The organism is Bartonella rattaustraliani AUST/NH4 (assembly GCF_000312565.1).
Classification (GTDB): Bacteria; Pseudomonadota; Alphaproteobacteria; order Rhizobiales; family Rhizobiaceae; genus Bartonella; species Bartonella rattaustraliani.
The window spans coordinates 1-22,258 of record NZ_CALW02000055.1 but is presented as its reverse complement, the minus strand read 5'-3'; the positions used below and the strand labels follow the sequence as shown (position 1 = coordinate 22,258).

Here is a 22,258-nt window from a genome sequence, read left to right as displayed (position 1 = left end):
CATAATGCTTTTGTCGTCCTTGCTCTTGTCATAGGAAGACATTCAGTGCGTCTTTTGCTTCTTTCATGACGTACTTACAGGAATTTCGTGATATACTTAACAGGGATATTCTACATTCTTATAAACTCAAAGAAGGGTTTTAAGACAGCTGGTGCGTTGCGTAGTAACGTGAAAGCGTGTTCTCAAGTACTCTCCTGTTAAGCAGTTTTTTGTATGTCTTTTTCACAATCAGACTTCATATCTTCTTCTCTTTTGAGTCACAGTATCGTTTGAGATTGCTTTTCTTCTTGCTCTAAAGGAGGGAAATTTTTATTCCAACATCACCAATCTATAACCGATTGTTTTTCTAGGTTCATTTCATCTCTTGGTCGTTTCTGTCATCCATTTTAGAAGCATATTAAAGAATATCTTTTGAAGATAAAGATTATGCACGCGTTTATGCTTTTATTTATTTCCTTCCTTGAAGGTGAAGACACTTTATGAAATGGGAAGATAGCCTGATTTAGGGAGTACGCGACCTTGTACAGGCAAAACATTGATTTATATAGATAATCTATCGTTATTCATATTGAATGAGAGGCCCGAATAACGTAAGATTCTCTTATTTCAAACCTGCGTATCTTGAATCAATCAAAACTACTCACTTGCACCTCACAAGTGAGATGAGTGTGTGGATAAAATTTGTATAAGATAAAGGACTAAAAATAGCTCTTATGAACCGTCTTAATGCAAGAGTTGTCGCAACATTAAATAGTATGATGACACCGGCTTGACCCTTCATAAGCGTAAAAATGGGGGCGCTCAATGGATTTATCGTTATACAATTCACGGGCGCCGTCGTGAAATGGGCTTAGGGGCTCTAAGAGAAGTCTCTTTAAAACAAGCCCATGAACATGCAACGCGGTGGCGTTCTGTTTTACATGAGGGTCGTGCCCCCATTAAAGAACGCAATAAACAAAAACGTGAAGCAATGCGTAATTTTCATTATCTTAAAGACATTGCTTTAGATACTTTTGAAAGCCGTAAAGCTGAATTAAAGGATGATGGTAAGGATGGCGATTGGTTTTCATCTTTACAACTTCATGTACTCCCCAAATGAGGCTGTCTACCTATTTCAGAGATTACATAAGCAGATATACGCGATACACTTGCCCCCATATAGCATACAAAAGCTGTAATAGCAAAACATGCACTCGTTCGTCTTAATCTTTATCTCAAACATACTGCTGCATTGGGATTGGATGTTGATTTACAAGTCACAGCCAAAGCACGCGCTCTTTTAGGGAAACAACACCATAAAACGCAAAATTTTCCAGCTATGAATTGGAAAAATGTGCCTGCTTTTAACTGCACTCCCCCCAATTAAACGCAATACGCCTAAGCACAGCAATGCCATTAAATACAATTTGTAACAATTTTTCAACAATAAAATAACACATATTGATATATTCAAAAGGAATCTGTTAAGCAGCGTTTATGAACACCTAAAGGATTCAAAGCGATGAAATCATTATCCATAACGCGCATCATAACATTTATAGCCTTTTTTTCCACATCAGTGTTACCTGCATCAGCGTCATTTGAATTTATAGATAAATTGACGCGTATGTTTACAAGTGTAGATACTCTAGAAAAGTATAATCAACTTTACAACCAATACGTGAGTGAAATGTATATTAGCTCTATGCATTTTCAAAAGCTAAGCCAAGCACAACAATTTGTATATAGCCGTGGACATCATAATATGCCTTCCAAATTTGATACTGTATTGCATCGTCACGTATTCGTTGTTTTATGCGGACGCTTTGTGAATTTATTACGGGGTGAATATAATGAGGAAATGTCATGGGCAATGCTACCCAATGTAATAAGTCGTTTACGCTATGACCATAATTGGAGTGAAAGAGATTTTATGTGGGCATACAACATGTCAAAGAACGACAAAGATCCAATGATTTATTATGCGAAAAAATTGCTTAAGACTTCGGAGAACCATAGTATTAACCCAGAAACACAAATGGTTGTTGTAGTAGCTGACGTGAACACCGGTGATTATGAAAACACTGCACAAGTCGCTCGGTTTTGCAGAGACTTACCAACAATTTTCAATATAATGAAACCGTGATAGAGATTGTCATTTAACAATCAAAATGTTTCTGAAGGGCATTAAGAGCAGCCTGCAATGTACTCACAAGATATGGCAATGGTTTATCTTCTATGACAATAGACTGTATCGCAGCATAAAGATTGTGCTATCTATAAAAGTCTTGCGCTTCTGAATGCTCACATGCGTTATAAGATTTATATCATAATTTGCTTTTCACGCTTCGTTCATAAATGGCAACTGTTGATAAAAAAGGGTCAATTGAATCACATATAAAAGTGTGGATTCGTATAAAACAATCTCATACAAGCTATTGATTTTATTGTATTTCTATGAAAAAATATTGTCTTGTAAAGTTGAAAACCAATGTTCAGCCTTACCATCTTCTTTTAATTCGGCTTTACGACGTTCAAAAGCCTCTAAGGTAATGTCTTTGAGGTCATAAAGGTTACACATTGCCTCACGCTTTTATTTTTCACGTTCTTTAATAGGGGCACAGCCTCCCCGCAAAACACAACACCACCATGTTGCCTGTTCATGGGCTTGTTTTAAAGAGACATTTCTTAGCTTTCTAAACCCATTTCGCAGCGATATAGATGAATTGTATACCAATAAATCCTGTATACTGATAAAGCCATTGCGTAGCACTATCTTCACGCCGATAAAAAGCTAACATCATCATTCTCTTTACCAACTCAGAGTCTATTTACGCGCTTATGAGATTGTGACAGCCCTTGCATGAAAGCAGTTTATGAAAAACACTTTCCTCTTTTCTTCTCTGGCTTTACCTCTCACGCCAACCCCGCTTACGACATACAAGCAAAGTAAACAAAATTGATTCAATATGAAGTGATTTGAGATGAGAGAATCTTAACAATATTCGGGGGTGTGATTCAAGGTGCATAATGACGATTTATCGTTATAAATCAATCTATTGCATCCCGCCCTATTCTTAACAGAAATAAAGTCTTCTGAAAACTTTTGTGCATGTAGAAAATGAAAGCTTGGAGCTTGGAGCTTGGAGCTTGGAGCTTGGAGCTTGGAGCTTGGAGCTTGGAGCTTGGAGCTTGGAGCTTGGAGCTTGGAGCTTGGAGCTTGGAGCTTGGAGCTTGGAGCTTGGAGCTTGGAGCTTGGAGCTTGGAGCTTGGAGCTTGGAGCTTGGAGCTTGGAGCTTGGAGCTTGGAGCTTGGAGCTTGGAGCTTGGAGCTTGGAGCTTGGAGCTTGGAGCTCCCACGATAACAAGCTTTTGTCAATCATTTTTTTCAAAACATCCTGTTTCAGAGTGTTTTTTAAATACAGATTTACCAAGCGCGTTTTTCTATAGTAATGCTCACTGACTTGCATCATTATTTCAAACAACTTTCTGACACCAATTTTCAAACCATAGAAAGCACCACATTAAAATTTGTTTTGTTCTTTACAATAAAGACATAATGATATAAAATCATCGTGATACTTATTCCCTCAAATGAATAGGTAGGCATTAAAAGCATACCAATACCAAAGGCATATCTATGTATAAAAAATCTATTTATAAGAGAAACTTTTTATTATGCACAATTGCTGGAACTTTGATTTCCTCTCATGTCAATTTAGCTTATGCAAATGCACCCCTTCAGGAAATTTCTAAGATTGAGGTAAAAGAAGGAAAGCAGGAAACTTTTAGTAATATTATTGCTCACAGCAAACTTAATAATGTAAATGCTGTTGGAAAAGATTCTATAGCCACAATTACAAAAGCAAAAATGACTTCAGACATGATTTTGCTTAGTGCAACAAAAGGTGGACGTATTAACGCTAGAGAGATTGATGCTAAAGCACTGGTAACAGGTTTGCAAATTGGATATGGTTTAATCAATCTTGAAGATTCCATTGTGAATGTTACGGGGAATCATAGTAGTTATGGTATCAGCTTTACTTGGATGCAAGACACAACAAACGTCACTTTCAATGAAGCAATTCTTACCAATACAAAACTTCATGTAAAAGATGGTATTGGTATTTTAGGACCTCTTTCAAGTGGTACAGTAAAGCTTAAAAATTCAGAAATCCGTTCTGATGTGTTATTGCAAAATAAACACATGCTGGGAACTAAGCCTGTAACTCTTACATTAACTGCTGATCATTCATTTTTGGAAGGAAGAGCAAAAACATTACAGGACAATACAACGATTTTTACTTTGAAGAATGACAGCAAATGGCTCTTAAAAATTAGTGAACATGAACCAGATGATCGTAATCCTTTTGACCTATTTGGCTATGATCTTCTTGACATTAAGAAACGAGCGCGTTCCTTTATTTCGATATTGAACCTCGATAGTAGCGCCATCATATTTGATGCCCCGGAAAATGGACAATATCAAACTCTCAGTGTAGGGAGAGGAGAAACTGTTGAGACACCACAGTTCGGTGAATATCCGATTTTTAATAATCTTAAAGCGCCCCATGAAACACCTAGGGCAACAACACAGCGTACTTCAGCTGTTTACAATGCCACGGGTGATGCAAAAATTTATTTGAATGCCGAATGGAGTGATGGTGCACCAAAAGAACAACAAAAAGCAGACCGTCTTCTCATTTATGGTGATGTATCCGGAACGACAACAATCCATTTCAAGAGTCTTCTCCCAAAAGAACAAACAAGAGGAAATGAAGAAGCGGTAGAAGAGCAGATTCCTGCGAATATGCGTGGGCTTTCACTCGTTCAAGTTTCTGGAAATGCAAATGAAGATTCCTTCAAGCTTGCAAATGGCTACACCACAATGGGTAGATTGCCTTACAAATATATACTGAATGGTTATGGACCAACATCAAGCCATGGAAAAACCAATAGAGGACAACGCTTCTTAGAAGAAGGTAAAGATTTCTGGGACTTCCGTTTGCAGAGTGCTACTCTTGATAGTGAAGCGAAAATCAAGGCTGTTGTGCCACAAGTGGCAAGCTATTTAGTAATGCCGAATGCATTGTTTTCCGCAGGTATTGCTGATGTAAACAATCAAAATGCGCTGTTAGACAACACGCAAGCAACAGAAATGGAAGCAAAGAAAGGTATCTTTTTCTCTTCTTATGGCAATAGTGTAGCATTATCTTCCCGTCGTAATCCTTTACAATATGGCTATGGTGCTGATGTTCGCTATACGGCATTGCAAACAGGTTTTGCGTTTGCCGCACTAGAAGATCAAAATATGACAACGCGTTTTGGTCTTTTGGGTGCATACGGAAAGTTGGCATTCACCCCAAAGGATATAGATGGCTCTAAAAAGAGTACATTGGATAAATGGTCCATTTCTGCATATGGTAACCTCCAGCATAATAATGGTATGTATTTCAATGCATTCCTCTCTTACGGAACTTTCAAGGGGCACATTGCCACAGCCTTTGTAGCAAAAACTACAGAACTGGATAAGACGAAAGCATTGAGTGCATCAGCGACTGTTGGACAGAAGTTAGCAACCGGTACAAAAGGCTTGGTCTTTGAACCACAAGCACAGCTTGTTTATCAACGTCTCTCATTTGGATCTCTATCAGATATTGACGGGTTTGATGTCAATATAGGTGATCCTCATCAATGGTTGGCGCGTATTGGTGGGCGTTTAACGCAAACGATACTTCCTGCTGAAGATGGTTGTGCTATTTCTCTCTATAGTAAACTGAACTTTACGAAAACTTTTGAGAGCGATAGAACGATAAAAATTGGTGATACTTTCTATCTTGATTCTATGGGATCTACGATTGAAGGCGGTCTTGGTGTTCATGCACACCTTTCCCAAAACGTCGCATTTCATGGTGATGTGAATTATCAACATAAACTGCAAGAAGCAGGCATATCCGGAGTCAGTTTCTCTGGTGGAGTACGCTACCGTTTTTAGAAATCATTGATTTCTCTTTTTGAAACATAAGCAGCGCTGAAAGATAAACGGCGCTGTTTGTATTTTGTACCTTATAAAAAATGTGATTTATAAAAATTAAAGCGTAATCCCTCAAAAAATGATCCCATTTTGAGCATAAAAATATTCCTGAAATATCTTTATACATGAAAAATTTTTATGATAATAGAGAGGGTGCTTTGTATGTTTTCATTAAGTTTGAGCGTATACAAACGATCCTTCTCATCGTAGAGAATTGCTATCAATGAGGCAAAGCTTTCGTTCCTTTCTTTTTCTTAAAGAGTTTGATGACAAGCCAAACAACCCTACTGAAAGAACAAGTGGGAATATTTCCATTCAGTATCTTTTACATAACCATTCACAACCATTGAGATTAGATGAAAACTAATCTCAACAAATTTTTGGCAAATTCTGATCAATAGAAACCAATAAATTATTCCGCTCTATTCTAGAGAGAAATCTTATCATAGGTAAAAAAATATATGGGTTTGTAAAAATAGAGCAGCGTTTTGCATGTTGAATGAAAAGCTTTCGTAAAGCTCTCTTCTTTCAAATGCGCTTTATGATCTATCAATTTAATACACTCTCTTGCACACCATCAGTAAAAAGTAGGCATGGTAACAACACGAATTGAGAAAAATGCCTGTGATACCCACTCAATACAAAAGCCATAACCATATGAGTGGCTCAAAAAGAGAATAATGAGATCAATTTGTTCATATAAGAAAACAAAATAGACAAACAATGCCATAACATACGTCGTTTCCAACAAAAGAAAACAGCGAAAAACAATCACATATAACACATAAAAAGGGAAGAGTTATATGCTGATCATCCCCCATGTGTATTTTCATAAAAGTCCATAAACACTCTTAAATGGTATAAAAGGAGTTTTCTTTATGAGCGTCATAAAAATATAGAACCAAGAAGGCTCCTTGAAAAACAGAAAGTCTCTTAAACTTTCCCTCTCTTCACTTTTAAAAACAATGGACAACCAAAGTTATGAAATTGATGATCATGAAACACACATATGTTTCTTATCTTTATGTATTCCTTATCTTTATTGAAAGTTGTCAATAGATTTGTGTCTACTCTAATTTTGAAAGTCCTATAAGAAAGAACAGCTGCCATAAGAATATTTTTATTGATTGATCATGAAGTCATTGGAAAAAATGCATCTGTATTTTTTCGTTCCTTAATTTATTTTTCTTGTTGATTTTTTGATCAATTTTACGACAGCAATTTCATTTCTGTCGCATTTTGGAACCCTCTCCTTTTTCTTAAAAAGAATCCTATCATCACTTTTTAATCATCATCTACTTTTTATAAAAAAGAAAAAACACGCTTTTCCATGAGCATGGGGGAAAAAGTATACATCACCTTCAATCATAAGCAGTAAAAAACATGACCTTTCCAATTGTTACCCCTTCTCTCATAAAACAAAGATGTAAGAGAGAGAGACTATCTTGAAAACACATCTCTAAAGACATGCACAACCAAACGATCTCTAGAAAAAACAGTGATAAAATCCGCAGAGTTGTTTCAAATTTATATATAAATTTCTTCTCTATACAACGCCTTAATTCATAAGGGTTATTTGTCGTTTCTCACCTTGAATCACAAGCCCGAATACCCATAAAATTCTCTCATTTCAAACCTCTTTATGTTGAAGCAATTTTGTTTACTTGGCTTTACACTATCAGTGGAGTTGGCATGAGGATAAAAATGATAAAAGAAAAAAGGAAAAATATCTCTCACGAACTGTCTTCATACAAGGGCTGTCACAATCTCATAAGCGCATAAATCTACCATGAGCTGGTAAATATAATGACCGATGCCAGCTGGCACCTTTCTAAACGATGATGGTGTGCAATGGCTTTATCGTTATACAATTCACTAAAACACCGACCGCGACATGGACTTAGCAGTTCCAAGAAAGATCTCTTTAAAACAAACCCGTGAACAGGCAACACGGTCGCGTTCTATTGTTGCGGGAAAGCCGTGCCCCCATGAAAAAACGTGAGAAACAAAAGCGCGAAACAATGTGTAATCTTCATGATCTCAAAGACATTACTGTGAATACTTTTGAGCCCCTCTCCTTTTTCTTAAAAAGAATCCTATCACCACTTTTAAATCATCATCTACTTTTTATAAAAAAGAAAAAATACGCTTTTCCATGAGCATGGGGAAAAAAGTATACATCACTTTCTAATTATTAGCAGTGAAAAAGATTGCTACCTCAATTCTTCCCCCTTCTCTCATAAAACCAAGGCGTAAAGAGAAAGACTGTTTCGACAACATATCTATAAAGACATGCACAACCAAGCGACCTTTAGAAAAACAGTAATAAAAACCCGCGTAGTTTATTTCAATTTTATGTGTACATTTCTTCTCTAAAAACGTTGAGCAAAGATGTTTATGAAAACGGATCAAAAACTGGCAAAGGGGTTATAAGATCCGTTATCCTGTCGCCATTTCAAAGGTTCGGTAAAATGGCTTGACCAAAGACCAATCTTGTTATGACGTGCTATATTTTCAGCACTGCGATACTGTTCTGGAATAGGATTTTTGCTCTCTTTTGCAAGCACCAGCATACCCTCTGCAAGACCAACTTCAGCGACATCAACCCCATCAATAAAACATTGCGCATAAGAAATACCATTATGTATAAGAGCCTGCTTGCAGGATAAATTCTGCCCAAGTGTTTTGGTAACAAGCCAAGCCGTTGTAACCGCACCACAAGGCCATTCTTGATTGTTTAATTTTGCTTTTTGACGCGGTGCACAAGTATCCACACCATATAAATGAACATGACGCGTCGTATGTGTACGCCAAGATTGGGCAACAGGTATCAACAATTTAAAGGTAACACCACTGGTAACAGATGCCGTGCCATGAAAAACAACTGCACTGTTCAATGAAACACTCTTTTGCACATTCAAAGCAGGCTCGTTTTTTGCGAATTGTTGTTTAACTATGGAATCTCTTAAAGAGCCCATTGAAGACTCTGCTGAAAATTCCGTTGGGACTTTTTGTGAGGATTCTATTGATTTTTTTTCTTCCAAAGGCCTTTCAACGAGATCTTGAAACTCTCGCATTGTAAATGTTTTGAAAATACTCAAATCCATTTTATCTTTATATTGGCTTATTCCCCACAAAAAAGAACCTATAATGTAAAGAATAATGATGAATTTAAAGCGCATGCGCTTAAAACATTCCCTTAAAACATTCATTTTTTCTCTGTCCTTTCATATTTTTGTCAACAATCTCCCTACTCTTAAAGAGAAAGCGCTCTACAAGCTGTGTTGAGCAAGAACTCTATTCTATAAAGAAAAGCATTGTTTCTTAAGGTGATGAAATAACCACCTTTAAAGAGTTTAATACAACTTAAAATTGCCATTTTCATGTAACACAATCAAAATATGAAATCTTCTGTCTCTTAAGAAGAGGATTTTGAGAGTGAGCACAAACCACTATCAAAATTTTATAAAACAAAACCGAGGGGTGATCTGAGCTAATGAGTGAAGAAAAAAGTATTCCAGCAGTTAAGGACAAGAAGATGTCAACATAACTTTAAAGAGAGGTACAATGACAAACAGTCTATCCAAAAACATCATTTTTATCATTATTATGTTGCTCTTAACAGCCGTTGTTGTGTTCAATCCCTCTTATGCCGCTCCTGCGGCTAATGGTACGGCGAGTGGTTTAGGAAATATTGATAGCGTTTTGGGGAATATTGTGGCGATGTTGACGGGGGGAACAGCAAGGCTCATTGCTATCATATGTGTTGTTTTCGTGGGCATTGGCTGGATGTACGGCTTTATTGATTTACGAAAAGCCGCTTACTGTATTTTAGGCATTGCTATTGTTTTTGGTGCACCCACTCTCGTTAGTAAATTAATGGGCACAAGCACTTAAATGGGCACATCATAATAGGGAAATGAAGAGAGATAATAAATGAATGAAGATACTCTTTTTCTTGCATGTACAAGGCCAGCAATGTTTGCCGGTGTCACAGTGGAAGCGATGGCGCTCAATATCATGGTAACGTCTATTCTGTTCATTTTGACAAATGATTTCACAATGATCGGACTTGGAGTTGGAATGCACTTTGTTTTGCGTGAAGTAACAAAACATGACCACAACCAATTTCGTGTCTTATTTGCTTGGCTCAATACCCGAGGAAAACAAAGAAATCTGCAACGATGGGGAGGAGGCTCCACTTCCCCACTGCGCCTTGTTCGTAATTATAAGGAACTGATCTCGTGAAGAAGAATCTGTCAGTGATGAAACGGGAATCTTTGCCTGAAGATTATATTCCCTACATACGCCATATCAATGAGCATGTCATTGCACTGAGTTCGCGTTGCCTCATGACAGTAATCGCTGTGGGAGGGATCAATTTTGACACTGCAGATATTGATCAATTAAATTCCTTACACAACCAATTAAATACTCTCTTGAAAAATATCGCAGATGAGCGTGTTGCTCTCTATTCGCATATCATTCGCCGGCGCGAAACAATTTATCCAGAGAGTCAATTTTCTTCATCTTTTGCCGCAAAGCTCGATGAAAAATACAAAAAGAAAATGGTTTCGCAAGAGCTGTATAGAAATGATCTGTTTGTTTCCCTTTTGTGGAATCCAGCAGCCGATAAAACGGAACAGATCGCTGCATTCTTTCAACGTTTAACAAAAGCCAAGAAAACACAATCGGAACCAGATAGCGAAGCCATTCGTAAAATTGAAGAGTTAAGCGAAGATTTTATACAAGGTTTAGAGAGCTATGACCCGCGTCTCCTCTCAATTTATGAACATGACGGCATATTATTTTCTGAACAAAGTGAGTTCCTTCACCAACTCGTAGGAGGAAGGCGTGAACGCATTCCTCTCACATTTGGCACCATTGCTTCCACGATTTACTCAGATCGCATCATTTTTGGCAAAGAAATAATTGAAATTCGTCATGAAAGCAATGAACGCTTTGTTGGCATGTTTGGATGGAAAGAATATCCTTCTAAAACCCGCCCAGGGATGACGGATGAGTTGCTCACAGCACCGTTTGAATTTATCTTAACGCAATCCTTTGTTTTTAAAAGCAAAGCAGCGGCAAGTGTCATTATGGGACGCAAACAAAACCAAATGATTAATGCAGCAGATCGCGCGAGCTCACAAATTGAGGCGCTTGATGAAGCCCTTGATGATTTAGAGTCAAATCGTTTTGTTTTGGGTGAACATCATCTCTCTTTAGCTGTTTTTGCTATTCACCCAAAAGAATTGGCTGAAAATCTTTCAAAAGCACGTTCGCATTTAACCAATGGTGGCGCCGTTATTGCCAGAGAAGATTTAGGATTAGAAGCTTCATGGTGGGCACAACTTCCTGGAAATTTTAGCTATCGTGCACGTTCTGGAGCTATTACCAGCAGAAATTTTGCAGCTTTATCGCCTTTCCACTCTTTTCCCATTGGTCAATTGAACGGCAATATTTGGGGAGAAGCCGTAGCATTGCTGAAAACACAAGCAGGCTCGCCTTATTATTTTAATTTTCATTATGGTGATCTTGGAAACACTTTTATTTGTGGTCCATCGGGATCTGGTAAAACAGTCATCGTGAATTTTCTTCTCGCCCAATCACAAAAATACGACCCTACAATGGTTTTTTTCGACAAAGATCAAGGTGCAGAAATTTTTGTGCGCGCTGGAGGTGGAAAATATAAACCTTTAAAAAATGGGCAACCCACTGGTATTGCGCCATTAAAGGGCATGGAATATACAGAAAAAAACAAGATTTTCCTTCGTAATTGGGTTTTAAAACTGGTCACAACTGAAGGGGAAATTGTGACAGAACAAGAACGGCAAGATATCGCAAGAGCTATTGACTCCTTAGAAAGCTTGCCCCATGCACAACGCTCTCTTGGTGCCCTCCAACTGTTTTTTGATAACACATCAAAAGAAGGAATTGCCATAAGGTTACAACGCTGGATCAAAGGCAATGCCTTGGGCTGGGTGTTTGATAATGATCAAGATGATCTTAATCTCGATGCACAATTCATTGGTTATGACATGACCGATTTCTTAGACAATGAAGAAATTCGACGCCCCTTAATGATGTATCTGTTTAACCGTATTCTCGATCTGATTGATGGACGACGTATTATTATTATCATTGATGAGTTTTGGAAAGCACTTGAAGATGATTCTTTCAAAGCTTTTGCGCAAGATCGTCTCAAAACGATCCGTAAACAAAATGGCATGATGCTCTTTGCAACACAAAGCCCCAAAGATGCATTAAACTCAACAATCGCACATACAATTATTGAGCAATGTCCAACACAAATATTTTTTCCAAATCAAAAAGCAAATTACAACGATTATGTCGAAAATTTTAAACTGACTGAACGTGAGTTTGAACTGATCCAGTCAGAATTGAGCAGAGAATCTCGTCGTTTTCTCATCAAACAAGGACAAAATTCTGTCGTTGCAGAACTCAATTTGCGCGGAATGAACGATGAGATTGCTGTCTTAAGCGGTACAACCAAAAATATTGAACTCGTCAACCGAATTATCAGCGAATATGGAGCAGACCCCGATCAGTGGCTGCCCATTTTCCATCAAAGGAGAGAAAATCAATGAAAAAGCATGGCTTGATCACCCTCTTATCTCTATCTTTCATCTCTCATGCAATGGCACAAGAAATGCCCAGCGCAGAAGAATATTATCAGAAAATCATAGAAGACGCACAGAAATTAGATGCCCAAAAAGCAGAAACAATAGACTCTATTCGTAAAAACATCGAGGAAACTGAAACAAAAATTAAAGAAATAGAAAGTAAACTTAAAACAGCAAAACCAGAAGACATGCAATCACTTCAGATAAAACTCTCCATTTTTCTCGCAAATCTTCAAATGGATGCTTTAAAACTTCAATCCCTTGCCATGATGAAAGAAAAAGAAACAAAAACAAAAGACGAGGTGCGTGAGGAAGAGATACAGCAAAGCCATAAAAAGCTTGAAGAAAAATTAAAAGAAAAGCTTGAGAAATCCAATGTCAGACTTTAGTTTTGCGCCCTTTGAAAGCACTTCTCAATATATTTTACAACCACTCGATGATGTCATGAATACAACAGTGAGTGGCTTGTCTTCGGCGATTTCAGCACCCCTGAATCTTGCCGCAATTATTTTCATCTTTCTGTATAGCTATAATGTGATGACGGGTCGTGTTGCCCTTTCCACACATAGTCTTCTCAATAATGTTGTTAAAATTGTCATTGTAACAACAATGGCAACGAATGCGAATACATTTAATATCTATGTGAAAGATATTTTCTTTGATGATCTGGCAAACGCTATTGGCAATGCACTCAATAGCAACCCTGCTGGTTCGAATGTTTTTGATTATATTTTGTTACAAGCAAGCACACGCTATCAAGAAGTCCTAGCAAAAGCATGGTTCCTTGAAAAAATCATCGTCGGCCTTCTTGGATCATTAATGATAATGTCCGTGATTGTTTTTTGTATTGGCGGTTTTATCGTCCAAATGTTTGCTCAAGTTGCCTTGGTCATGATTATAGGTCTAGGGCCCCTCTTTATTAGTCTTTATTTATTCAATGTCACCAGAAAATTCACGGATGCATGGATTTCAACCTTAGTCAATTTTACCATTTTACAAGTTCTGGTGATCATGCTGGGAACGATTATGTGCAAGATTATCCTGTTTGTTCTCAAAGGGAGCTACGATTCTATCTATTATCTTTTCCCCCCTGTCGTCGTCATCTCGATAGTAGGCGCCATTCTTTTCCGTGCACTTCCTGGTGTTGCTTCTGCACTTGCCACTGGTGGACCATATTTCAACGCTGGTATCTCTTCGGGAGCACAGGTTTTCACGATGATTGCCAATACTGCAAGAGCAGGTGGAAATGCTGCAAAAAGTGCTGTTTCTCAAATCTCTGGTGCCGCATCATCTGGTGCAGCGAAAGCTGCAAAAGCTGGAGGAAAGGGTCGTGGCCGATTTTAATATCAGAACTCTCTTAAAAAAAACTATACCACTTGTTTCTCCATTACGTGCGCGCGTTCGCGCACGTACCATCCACATCTTGTGTAAAGCACTTGATATTTTCAGTTTTATGAAACCAAGCAAACTCTTTCCCAATCAAAATCTTTTATCGTGCGCTTTTGTGAGATGATTCAAAGCAAGAGCTCTCATGCATTCCAAAACATTTGTGAGTTCAAAAATGAAACGAAAAATAACTTTTTTTGTGATCCAAACAATCGTCCTTACCGGCATCCTTACCGGCTGTGCCTCTGTTCGTGGTCCCAAAAAACCACCACGATGTGATGGGCAGCAAACCCGCGCCTTAAACAAAGACAAATGGGATTGGGAGGGGAAAGGCATTCTTTTTCAAGAAAAAACTCTCAGACCTGCCAGAACACCTCTCATTCTCAACACACTAGAAAGTGAAAGGGCAACACCTGAAATGCGATTGAATACAACTCCGTTGAATTTTCTAAACCATGAAAACCTTTCTCATAAAACTGCAGAGGTCGCATATGAAAAGCAATGAGTTTGATGAATATGTGAAAGAAGCACGTTCATTCGATATTGACCGCATGCATGGCATGCGTATACGAATGAGAATTTCCATGGCTTTAACAACCCTTTTTGGCTTGATGACAATCGCCTTAGCTTTCGCTGTTATTGCCTTAACCCCTTTAAAAACTGTCGAGCCTTTTGTTATCCGCGTTGACAATTCAACCGGCATTATTGACACAGTCAGTGCCCTCAAAGATTCTCCTAGCGACTATGAGGAAGCAATAACACGCTATTTTGCTAGCCAATATGTTCGTGCGCGTGAAGGTTTTCAAGCCTCCGAGGCACAAAATAACTTTCGTTTGGTCTCACTTTTATCCTCACCAGCAGAACAAAACCGTTTTGCCGGATGGTATGCGGGCAACAATCCACAAAGTCCACAAAATATCTACCAAAACATGATCGCTACGGTCACAATAAAATCCATCTCTTTTTTAAGCAAAGATCTTATTCAAGTCCGTTACCACAAAACAGTTAGGGAATTAAATGGAAAAGAAACGATTTCCCATTGGGTTTCGATCTTAAATTTCTCTTACATTAACGCACGTATTTCCATAGAAGACCGATTAATCAATCCCCTTGGTTTTCAAGTATCGGAATATAGATCCGACCCAGAGGTGATACAATGATCAAATTCTCACAAACACTCTTTGTTGCTTTCATGGTTGCAATAGGCTTTCAGCCAATGCCTACATTGGCAGAAATAACACCTATGAGTGCCCGCAAAGACAATCGCATTCGATTTATCGATTATGATCCACATAATGTCACACAAATTATTGGCTCTATTCGTTCTTCAGTCCAGATTGAATTTGCGAACGATGAAGAAGTCGCCTATGTAGGAATTGGTAATTCTGTTGCTTGGCAGGTTGCACCCGCAGGGCACTTTCTTTTTTTAAAACCGCGGGAAGTTCAGCCTATTACCAATTTACAAATTGTCACCAGCCGTCAAGATGGAACAAAGCGCTCTTATCAATTTGAACTCCAAGTGCGTGAGGGTGAAGTCTCCGCAGGCAATGAGACGTATTTTCTCGTAAAATTCCGTTATCCAGAAGATGAAGCCTTGCGTAAGAAATTAGCCGAAGCTGCAAAAGCTGCACAGCGTGAGGAGAATTTTGTCAATGACATTTTAAACACCCATGAAAATTTTGGACCACGCAATTGGGCTTATGTTGCACAAGGTTCCCCTCTCATTGAACCGACTTCTGTTTATGATAACGGCAAAACAACAACCTTTACATTTTTGGGCAACAGTGAAATTCCTGCCATTTACCTCGTTTCGCGAGATGGGCAAGAATCCCTTGTTCCAAAGTCGATTAAAGGCAACCAAGTCATTGTTCATGCCACGGCAGCACAATTTACTTTGCGCCGCGGAAATGACGTGTTGTGCATCTTTAATAAAATGTTCGTGCCTGAAGGAATTAACCCTGAAACCGGGACAACATCACCATCGGTACAACGTAAAGTGAACATAGGAAACGGCTATGAATAACGCAATAAGTGAAAAAGGCATCAATGATCGTGATGTTATAAAAGACGCTCATGGAAATAAACAACAGAGCAATGTGGGCAAAGCAGTTACTCTTGTTATTCTTTTCGGTGTTTGTATTTATTTAGCATACTCAACGCTTGTCACAGACAAAAAACAACCTGTTGAAGTTCCCAAAGAAGGGATCATTAGGCAGACAGAACTTTTCCAGCCAGCACAGCCAAAACCTGTATCACCCTCACTTGAATCCACCGAGCAAAACAACACTCTCTTACCCAAGATTGCGCTGCCAACCCCCACAACAAATCAAGCAAAGTCAGATGATACACTTTTAGAAGCAGCACAACGTGCGCCTGTCCTCGCTTACACAATTACGAATCCCAACCAAGAAAATAGCGTAAACAATAATGCTGCTTTGCCAAACCAATCCGAAAACAAACCCGATGAAACAGCGCAACGCTTTCATCGTCTTTTCAATCCCACAACCCTTGGAGGTGTTCGTGCTTCAATCCTTGGAAATCGCAATTACATCATAGCCATGGGATCTTCTATTCCCTGTATCTTAGAAACAGCAATCAGCAGTGACCAACAAGGTTTTACCAGTTGTATTATTTCGAGAGATATTTTGTCAGACAATGGACGTGTTGTTTTGCTTGATAAAGGCACACAAATTGTTGGCGAATACCGTTCTGGATTAAAAAAGGGGCAAAAGCGTCTCTTTGTTTTATGGACGAGAGCCAAAACACCAAATGGTATCATTATAACACTCGCGTCCCCAGCAACAGACTCCCTAGGGCGTTCTGGCATTGACGGAGATATTGATAATCATTGGTTTGAACGTATTGGATCTGCGCTCCTTGTATCGATTGTCAAAGATGTAACAACTTATGCAAAGGGTCGTTTACCAAAAGGCCAAGAGAGTGCAAATACTGACACCCTCTCTTCAGGACAAAATATTGCAAATATTCTAGTAGAAAATTACGCCAACATTCCTCCAACATTAACCAAAAACCAAGGGGAAATGGTGAATGTTTTTGTTGCCCGTGATTTAGATTTTTCCAGCGTTTATAAATTAACAGTTGTCGACAGCAAAAAACAAATTGTCAATCGTGCTCTTTCAAGAAATTTTTATAAAAACCCTTCCCTAACATTGAAATGAACCAAGACTTACAAAAATTGAACGATGAAACCGTCGCCATTGTTTTAACAAAGCTTGAACCAATCAGTGCGTTTCTAAAAAATGACAGTACTTTCGAAATTGTTATCAATCGCCCTTATCAAGTAATGGTTGAAGGGATTGAAGGGTGGAAAACCATAGAAGTCCCTACCCTCTCATTTCATGAACTTATGGGAATTGCGAAAGTTGTTGCGGCTTATTCTAAGCAAAATATATCGGACAAGAATCCAATATTATCCGCGACCCTGCCAGGCAATGAGCGTATTCAAATTGTCATTCCTCCAGCAGTGGAACAAAACACTATCAGTATGACAATACGCAAACCCTCGTCGCAGAGTTTTTCGCTTGAATCTCTCGCCAAAAGAGAGCTCTTTTCGCTGTGTGAACAGGTATCATTTACACCCTTAAAGGATTATCAATCGCGTTTACATGAACTCAAAAACATTGAGCATGATCTTGTAACTTCTTACTACAATAAGGACTTTGTCTCTTTTTTAAACCAGGCTGTAGAGCGCCAAAAAAATATTTTGATTTCCGGCAAAACCGGCTCTGGCAAAACAACGCTCTCAAAAGCACTCATTGCCAAAATTCCTCACAATGAACGTATTCTTACTATTGAAGACACACCAGAACTGGTTGTGCCACAACCAAACCATGTTTCTATGATCTATTCCAAGGATGGACAGGGTTTGGCTTCTGTTGGTCCAAAAGAACTGCTTGAATCTGCATTGCGCATGCGCCCTGACCGTATCCTTTTACAAGAACTTCGAGATGGTACAGCCTTTTACTATATCCGCAATGTCAATTCAGGACATCCAGGATCGATTACCACAGTTCATGCCTCAACCGCACTTGCGGCCTTTGAACAAATGACTCTTTTGGTCAAAGAAAGTGAAGGCGGAGGCGATTTAGAGCGTGATGATATTCGGGGGCTATTGATTTCAATGATTGATATCATTGTTCAATGCAAACGGGTTGAAGGAAAATTTAAGGTCACCGAAATTTATTATGACCCATTCAAACAGCGCAATATCTTTGGAGGTGACGAACCACATCGCCTGCATAAAAGCAGCCTATCCTTGAAAATAAACGAAAGGAAAAATCATTGAAAATGATGACAACAGAAGATCTTTCATCCATCACGCCAGAAGACTTGCAAAAGCGGCGTGAAGCAGTCGATGCAACCATCAATATGCATGCCATTGAAGGGATAACACTTCATCCCAAAACACTGGAAATTTTAGAAGAATATGCAAGGGGGGAAATTTCATTAGAAGAGTTTAATACTCTTATGGACAACACTTTATTGTTAAGGAAATAACCATGCCAAAAGCAAAAACAAAAACAAGACATCTCGAACATGTTCCCCCTCACCATGATCCCTCTCCCAGAAACAGCGCCTTGGAAAATCAACAAGAATCGGCAAAAGTCCTCATCCCCAAAGAAACGCTAGCACCTTTAACACAAGAAGAGCTTGCGGCAATGATGTCGACAGATCTTTGTGTTTCTACCTGCAAAAAACAAATTCAAAAATTGACAAAACGCGTTTATGGCAGCGAAAAAACACTCAACAAAGAGATGAATTTAATGAATAAAAACCCAGAAATAGGAGCATATCTTGCCACTAAGATTGAAAGATCACCTCATTCTGTTTCCAGTCTTGCAGGTTTTGATCTCATTTGCTTCAAAAGCCAAGCGCGCGCAGAAGCTGAAGAGCACATTGAAACGCTCTGTGCGGCAGTGCTGAATTATTCATCTGCTGTAAAAAACGCGAAAAAGGAAATCACTAGAGAGCATCAAGCAGAACAAACCCGCCGCGGAAAAGCAGTGGAAATGCCAAGCAAAGACCTACAAAATCTCCTTTCTTTATCAGAAGAACAACGAAGAGAAATCTTATCACAATCGCCTAAATTGCAGCAAGAACTCCGTACTCTTTCCAAACAGATAAATGGTCGTCTCTCCTCTAATGATCATCAAGCAATCAAAAACAGTGATTATACAAAACTAGCGCAAAATATGGGTATCTCAGAACAGAAAGCAGAAACAATGGCACAAACCATCCAACAAGTGAAAGCAGCACACCAGCAATCCCAAACAATCAAAACCCATCGCACACAAACGCTAGCGATAGCCAGTTAAAAGTGTATCGGTTTTCTTTCATTCTCACATGGACACATGAGAAAACAGCAAGACACATGGGGAAAAAGCAATTTTGGCACTCTCTTAGCTATGAGAGATAAAATGTTAAATACCATCCTCTTGATTTTGAAGAGGTCATTTTATGACCTCTTCTGATAAAACTGGAAGGAGAACATAAATGAAATATACAAAGACGCAGTTGGCACTTATTTTAGCGCCAATTGCTTTAGGAACTTTAACGATCATTCTCATTCCTTATTTGTTACTGTTTGTTACAAATGGGCTGCAAGCGCATCAACTTTATTGGTATCTTCGTTCAGAACCCTTATTGAAGTTGATTTTGGTTTCTGCCGTATCCTTATTTTATACGCTTTCACAAAAGCTGCACCTGCGCAAAGCCATCACATTTATCTCAGCGCTCTTTTTTGCACTCACCTCTTGCGTCCATATTATTGGTGAAATAAAACGTTTAAGTCCCTATGTTGGTCAACAAGGGATCTCTTGGGGCTATGCTCTAAAATTCATGGATCAAATGGTTATCTTTGGTGTCATTATTGGCACTTTTCTTTTAGGCGTCCAAGCCATTATCACTTATCCACGTGCAAACCAATACAAACGTGCCAAAAAAGCGGTTTTTGGAGACGCATCATGGATGACGCTAAAAGATGCAGCCGAAATCTTCCCAGCCAATGGTCAAATTGTTATTGGCGAAAGATACCGTGTTGATAAAGATAACGTGCGCAATATCCCCTTTGCCCCTGGCAATAAAACAACATGGGGCAAGGGTGGAAAAGCACCTTTACTAGCCTTTAATCTTGATTTTGGTTCCACCCATATGATCTTTTTTGCCGGTTCTGGTGGCTATAAAACAACAAGTACGGTGGTCCCAACATGTTTAACATATCCAGGCTCTATTGTTTGCCTTGACCCTTCTACCGAAGTCGCCCCCATGGTCAGATTTGCGCGAAGAAAGATGGGCAATAGAAATGTGATTGTTCTTGACCCCAATTCAATCTTAACAAAAAATTTTAATGTCCTTGATTGGCTCTTAGATGAGAGCGTCCCACGGACAAAACGTGAAGCCAATATTGTCAGCTTTGCCAAATTGCTGCTCACAGATAAAAAGTCAGACAATTCTTCTGCAGAATATTTTTCAACCCAAGCGCATAATCTTTTAACGGCTCTTCTTGCACATGTCATATTTTCTGATGAATATGAAGAGCATGAGCGTACTTTAAAGACATTGCGTGGAATACTTTCTCAATCAGAAACAGCCGTTGTCAGTCAATTGCGTACGATTCAAGAAACAACACCTTCTCCCTTTATTCGCGAAATGGTTGGTATTTTCACAGAAATGGCAGACCAAACTTTTTCAGGGGTCTATACCACCGCCTCTAAAGACACGCAGTGGCTTTCTTTATCCAATTACGCTAATCTTGTCTGTGGTGATGATTTTTCCTCATCGGATATCGCTGATGGAAAGACAGATGTTTTTCTTAATCTCCCCGCAAGTATTTTAAACAGTTATCCAGCAATTGGCCGGGTGATTATTGGTGCCTTTTTAAATGCAATGGTCACAGCTGACGGAAATTACAAAAAACGTGTTCTGTTTGTCTTAGATGAAGTTGATCTTCTTGGTTATATGAATATTTTAGAAGAAGCACGCGATCGTGGACGCAAATATGGGACATCGCTCATGCTCTTTTATCAATCTTCTGGTCAGTTGGTCAATCACTTTGGAGAATCGGGAGCAAGGTCATGGTTTGAAAGCTGTTCATTCGTAAGTTACGCTGCCATTAAAGATTTTCAAACAGCGAAAGACATTTCAGAACGCTGTGGTCAAATGACCGTTGAAGTCACTGGCACAAGCAGATCAAGGGGCTTAGCTTTGACCAAAGGTTCTCAAAACACCAATTATCAGCAAAGAGCATTAATTTTACCCCATGAAGTGATTCAAAAGATGCGTCAAGATGAACAAATTATTCTTATGCAAGGACACCCCCCTTTAAGATGTGGCCGAGCGATCTATTTCAGAAGAAAAGAAATGTTAGCTACCGCTGAACAAAACCGCTTTGCCCCACAAGCAAAGAAAGGCTAAAACAACACCCTCTCTATAGATAGGCAGTATCAAGACAAGCGCAACAAATACAAGATCGAAGCCCCGCCCCAAATTCAATTTTAATAGAAATTTTAATGTCTTTGATTGACTTTTAGATGAGAGCGCCCAGCAGACGAAACGTGACTCCGATATCGTCGGCTTTGCCAAATTGCTTCTCACAGATAAAAAAAGAGAAGGTTCTGATCAGTAAAAGCCCATGAAAATTGATTTTACCCCATGAAATACTTCAAGAAATGTGTCGATATCAATAAATTCTTCTTATACGAAAAGTCCCCCTTTACGATGTGAACACGTGATCTATTTTAAAAGAAAAGAAATGTTAGCTGCCACTGAGAAAACCGCTTAGCCCCATAAGCAAAGAAAGGCTAAAACACCTCCCTCTATAGATAGGAAGTATCAAAACGAACGCAACAAATACAAGATCAAAGCATAGAAGATTTTGATTCCTAAAATCCTGTTTAAAAGGGCTGTCCGAATGATCCAAAAGGCAAAAGAGAATAAAGAAAAAAAACAAACTGTTTTTTTGACGTGCATGCTTATCAACGCACGCGCGCTTTATGAAGAGTTGCAAACAAAATCAACAATCGATACCATCCACGCCTACAATGACCATGATTTAAACCCTCATCAAAAAGTTTTTGATACCAGCCTTTTTGTGAGAACAGCGCGTAGAAACCTTGGAAACCTTGGAAACCTTGGAAACCTTGGAAACCTTGGAAACCTTGGAAACCTTGGAAACCTTGGAAACCTTGGAAACC

18 protein-coding genes and 2 pseudogenes are annotated in these 22,258 nt (G+C 38.9%); 17 read left to right on the top strand and 3 right to left on the bottom strand.

Annotation, left to right across the window (positions count from 1 at the left end; all coding sequences use genetic code 11):
* Positions 1 to 704 precede the first annotated feature (704 nt).
* Both BN67_RS14255 and BN67_RS08100 read left to right on the top strand, forming a co-directional pair.
* Positions 705 to 1,345, top strand: a pseudogene (locus BN67_RS14255) (tyrosine-type recombinase/integrase); the annotation flags it as partial.
* Between the two features lie 156 nt (positions 1,346 to 1,501).
* A complete protein-coding gene (locus BN67_RS08100; protein WP_019223621.1) occupies positions 1,502 to 2,125 on the top strand; it encodes a hypothetical protein in 624 nt (207 codons plus the stop codon).
* A 327-nt stretch (positions 2,126 to 2,452) separates the two neighbouring features.
* Here the strand turns inward: BN67_RS08100 and BN67_RS14930 are convergent.
* Positions 2,453 to 2,780, bottom strand: a pseudogene (locus BN67_RS14930) (hypothetical protein); the annotation flags it as partial.
* 320 nt (positions 2,781 to 3,100) lie between these two features.
* Here BN67_RS14930 and BN67_RS13225 point away from each other — a divergent pair.
* Both BN67_RS13225 and BN67_RS08080 read left to right on the top strand, forming a co-directional pair.
* The gene (locus BN67_RS13225; protein ID WP_156791650.1) at positions 3,101 to 3,343 is read left to right on the top strand and encodes a hypothetical protein; all 243 of its coding nucleotides are present in this window, start codon (positions 3,101 to 3,103) and stop codon (positions 3,341 to 3,343) included.
* 275 nt (positions 3,344 to 3,618) lie between these two features.
* Positions 3,619 to 5,973, top strand: a complete 2,355-nt coding sequence (locus BN67_RS08080) for an autotransporter family protein (protein WP_019223617.1) — start codon at positions 3,619 to 3,621, stop codon at positions 5,971 to 5,973.
* A 2,447-nt stretch (positions 5,974 to 8,420) separates the two neighbouring features.
* On the opposite strand, the gene BN67_RS08065 is transcribed toward BN67_RS08080, so the two are convergent.
* A complete protein-coding gene (locus BN67_RS08065) occupies positions 8,421 to 9,224 on the bottom strand; it encodes a hypothetical protein (RefSeq protein ID WP_019223615.1) in 804 nt (267 codons plus the stop codon).
* Between the two features lie 355 nt (positions 9,225 to 9,579).
* Here BN67_RS08065 and BN67_RS08060 point away from each other — a divergent pair, with 355 nt between their 5' ends.
* From BN67_RS08060 to traG, 13 genes are all read left to right on the top strand, one after another.
* Entirely contained in the window at positions 9,580 to 9,909 is a 330-nt protein-coding gene (locus BN67_RS08060; RefSeq protein ID WP_019223614.1) for a TrbC/VirB2 family protein, read from the top strand.
* Positions 9,910 to 9,948: 39 nt separating this feature from the next.
* Positions 9,949 to 10,260, top strand: a complete 312-nt coding sequence (locus BN67_RS08055; protein WP_019223613.1) for a VirB3 family type IV secretion system protein — start codon at positions 9,949 to 9,951, stop codon at positions 10,258 to 10,260.
* 8 nt (positions 10,261 to 10,268) lie between these two features.
* Complete coding sequence (locus BN67_RS08050; protein WP_026088230.1) at positions 10,269 to 12,623, top strand: VirB4 family type IV secretion/conjugal transfer ATPase; 2,355 nt, start codon at positions 10,269 to 10,271, stop codon at positions 12,621 to 12,623.
* Entirely contained in the window at positions 12,620 to 13,048 is a 429-nt protein-coding gene (locus BN67_RS08045; protein ID WP_019223611.1) for a type IV secretion system protein, read from the top strand. Before BN67_RS08050 ends, BN67_RS08045 begins: the two co-directional genes overlap by 4 nt.
* Positions 13,035 to 14,003, top strand: a complete 969-nt coding sequence (locus BN67_RS08040; RefSeq protein WP_019223610.1) for a TrbL/VirB6 family protein — start codon at positions 13,035 to 13,037, stop codon at positions 14,001 to 14,003. Before BN67_RS08045 ends, BN67_RS08040 begins: the two co-directional genes overlap by 14 nt.
* A 217-nt stretch (positions 14,004 to 14,220) precedes the next feature.
* A complete protein-coding gene (locus BN67_RS08030) occupies positions 14,221 to 14,550 on the top strand; it encodes a hypothetical protein (protein ID WP_026088229.1) in 330 nt (109 codons plus the stop codon).
* Positions 14,537 to 15,205, top strand: coding sequence for a VirB8 family type IV secretion system protein (locus BN67_RS08025; RefSeq protein WP_019223607.1), 669 nt, complete (start codon positions 14,537 to 14,539; stop codon positions 15,203 to 15,205). The genes BN67_RS08030 and BN67_RS08025 overlap by 14 nt, the downstream gene beginning before the upstream one ends.
* Entirely contained in the window at positions 15,202 to 16,068 is an 867-nt protein-coding gene (gene virB9 / locus BN67_RS08020; RefSeq protein ID WP_019223606.1) for a P-type conjugative transfer protein VirB9, read from the top strand. The genes BN67_RS08025 and virB9 overlap by 4 nt, the downstream gene beginning before the upstream one ends.
* On the top strand, positions 16,061 to 17,224 hold the full coding sequence (virB10, locus tag BN67_RS08015; protein ID WP_019223605.1) for a type IV secretion system protein VirB10: 1,164 nt from the start codon (positions 16,061 to 16,063) through the stop codon (positions 17,222 to 17,224). The genes virB9 and virB10 overlap by 8 nt, the downstream gene beginning before the upstream one ends.
* On the top strand, positions 17,221 to 18,351 hold the full coding sequence (virB11, locus tag BN67_RS08010; RefSeq protein WP_019223604.1) for a P-type DNA transfer ATPase VirB11: 1,131 nt from the start codon (positions 17,221 to 17,223) through the stop codon (positions 18,349 to 18,351). Before virB10 ends, virB11 begins: the two co-directional genes overlap by 4 nt.
* Positions 18,352 to 18,353: 2 nt before the next feature.
* Positions 18,354 to 18,563 (top strand): antitoxin VbhA family protein, encoded by a 210-nt coding sequence (locus BN67_RS08005; RefSeq protein WP_033313281.1) that lies wholly within the window; start codon positions 18,354 to 18,356, stop codon positions 18,561 to 18,563.
* Between the two features lie 2 nt (positions 18,564 to 18,565).
* Positions 18,566 to 19,381, top strand: a complete 816-nt coding sequence (locus BN67_RS08000) for a BID domain-containing T4SS effector (protein ID WP_019223602.1) — start codon at positions 18,566 to 18,568, stop codon at positions 19,379 to 19,381.
* Positions 19,382 to 19,559: 178 nt separating this feature from the next.
* Entirely contained in the window at positions 19,560 to 21,479 is a 1,920-nt protein-coding gene (gene traG / locus BN67_RS07995; RefSeq protein ID WP_019223601.1) for a Ti-type conjugative transfer system protein TraG, read from the top strand.
* A gap of 560 nt (positions 21,480 to 22,039) precedes the next feature.
* Here the strand turns inward: traG and BN67_RS14480 are convergent.
* A partial coding sequence (locus tag BN67_RS14480) for a hypothetical protein (RefSeq protein WP_192813132.1) occupies positions 22,040 to 22,258 on the bottom strand: 219 nt, incomplete at its 5' end.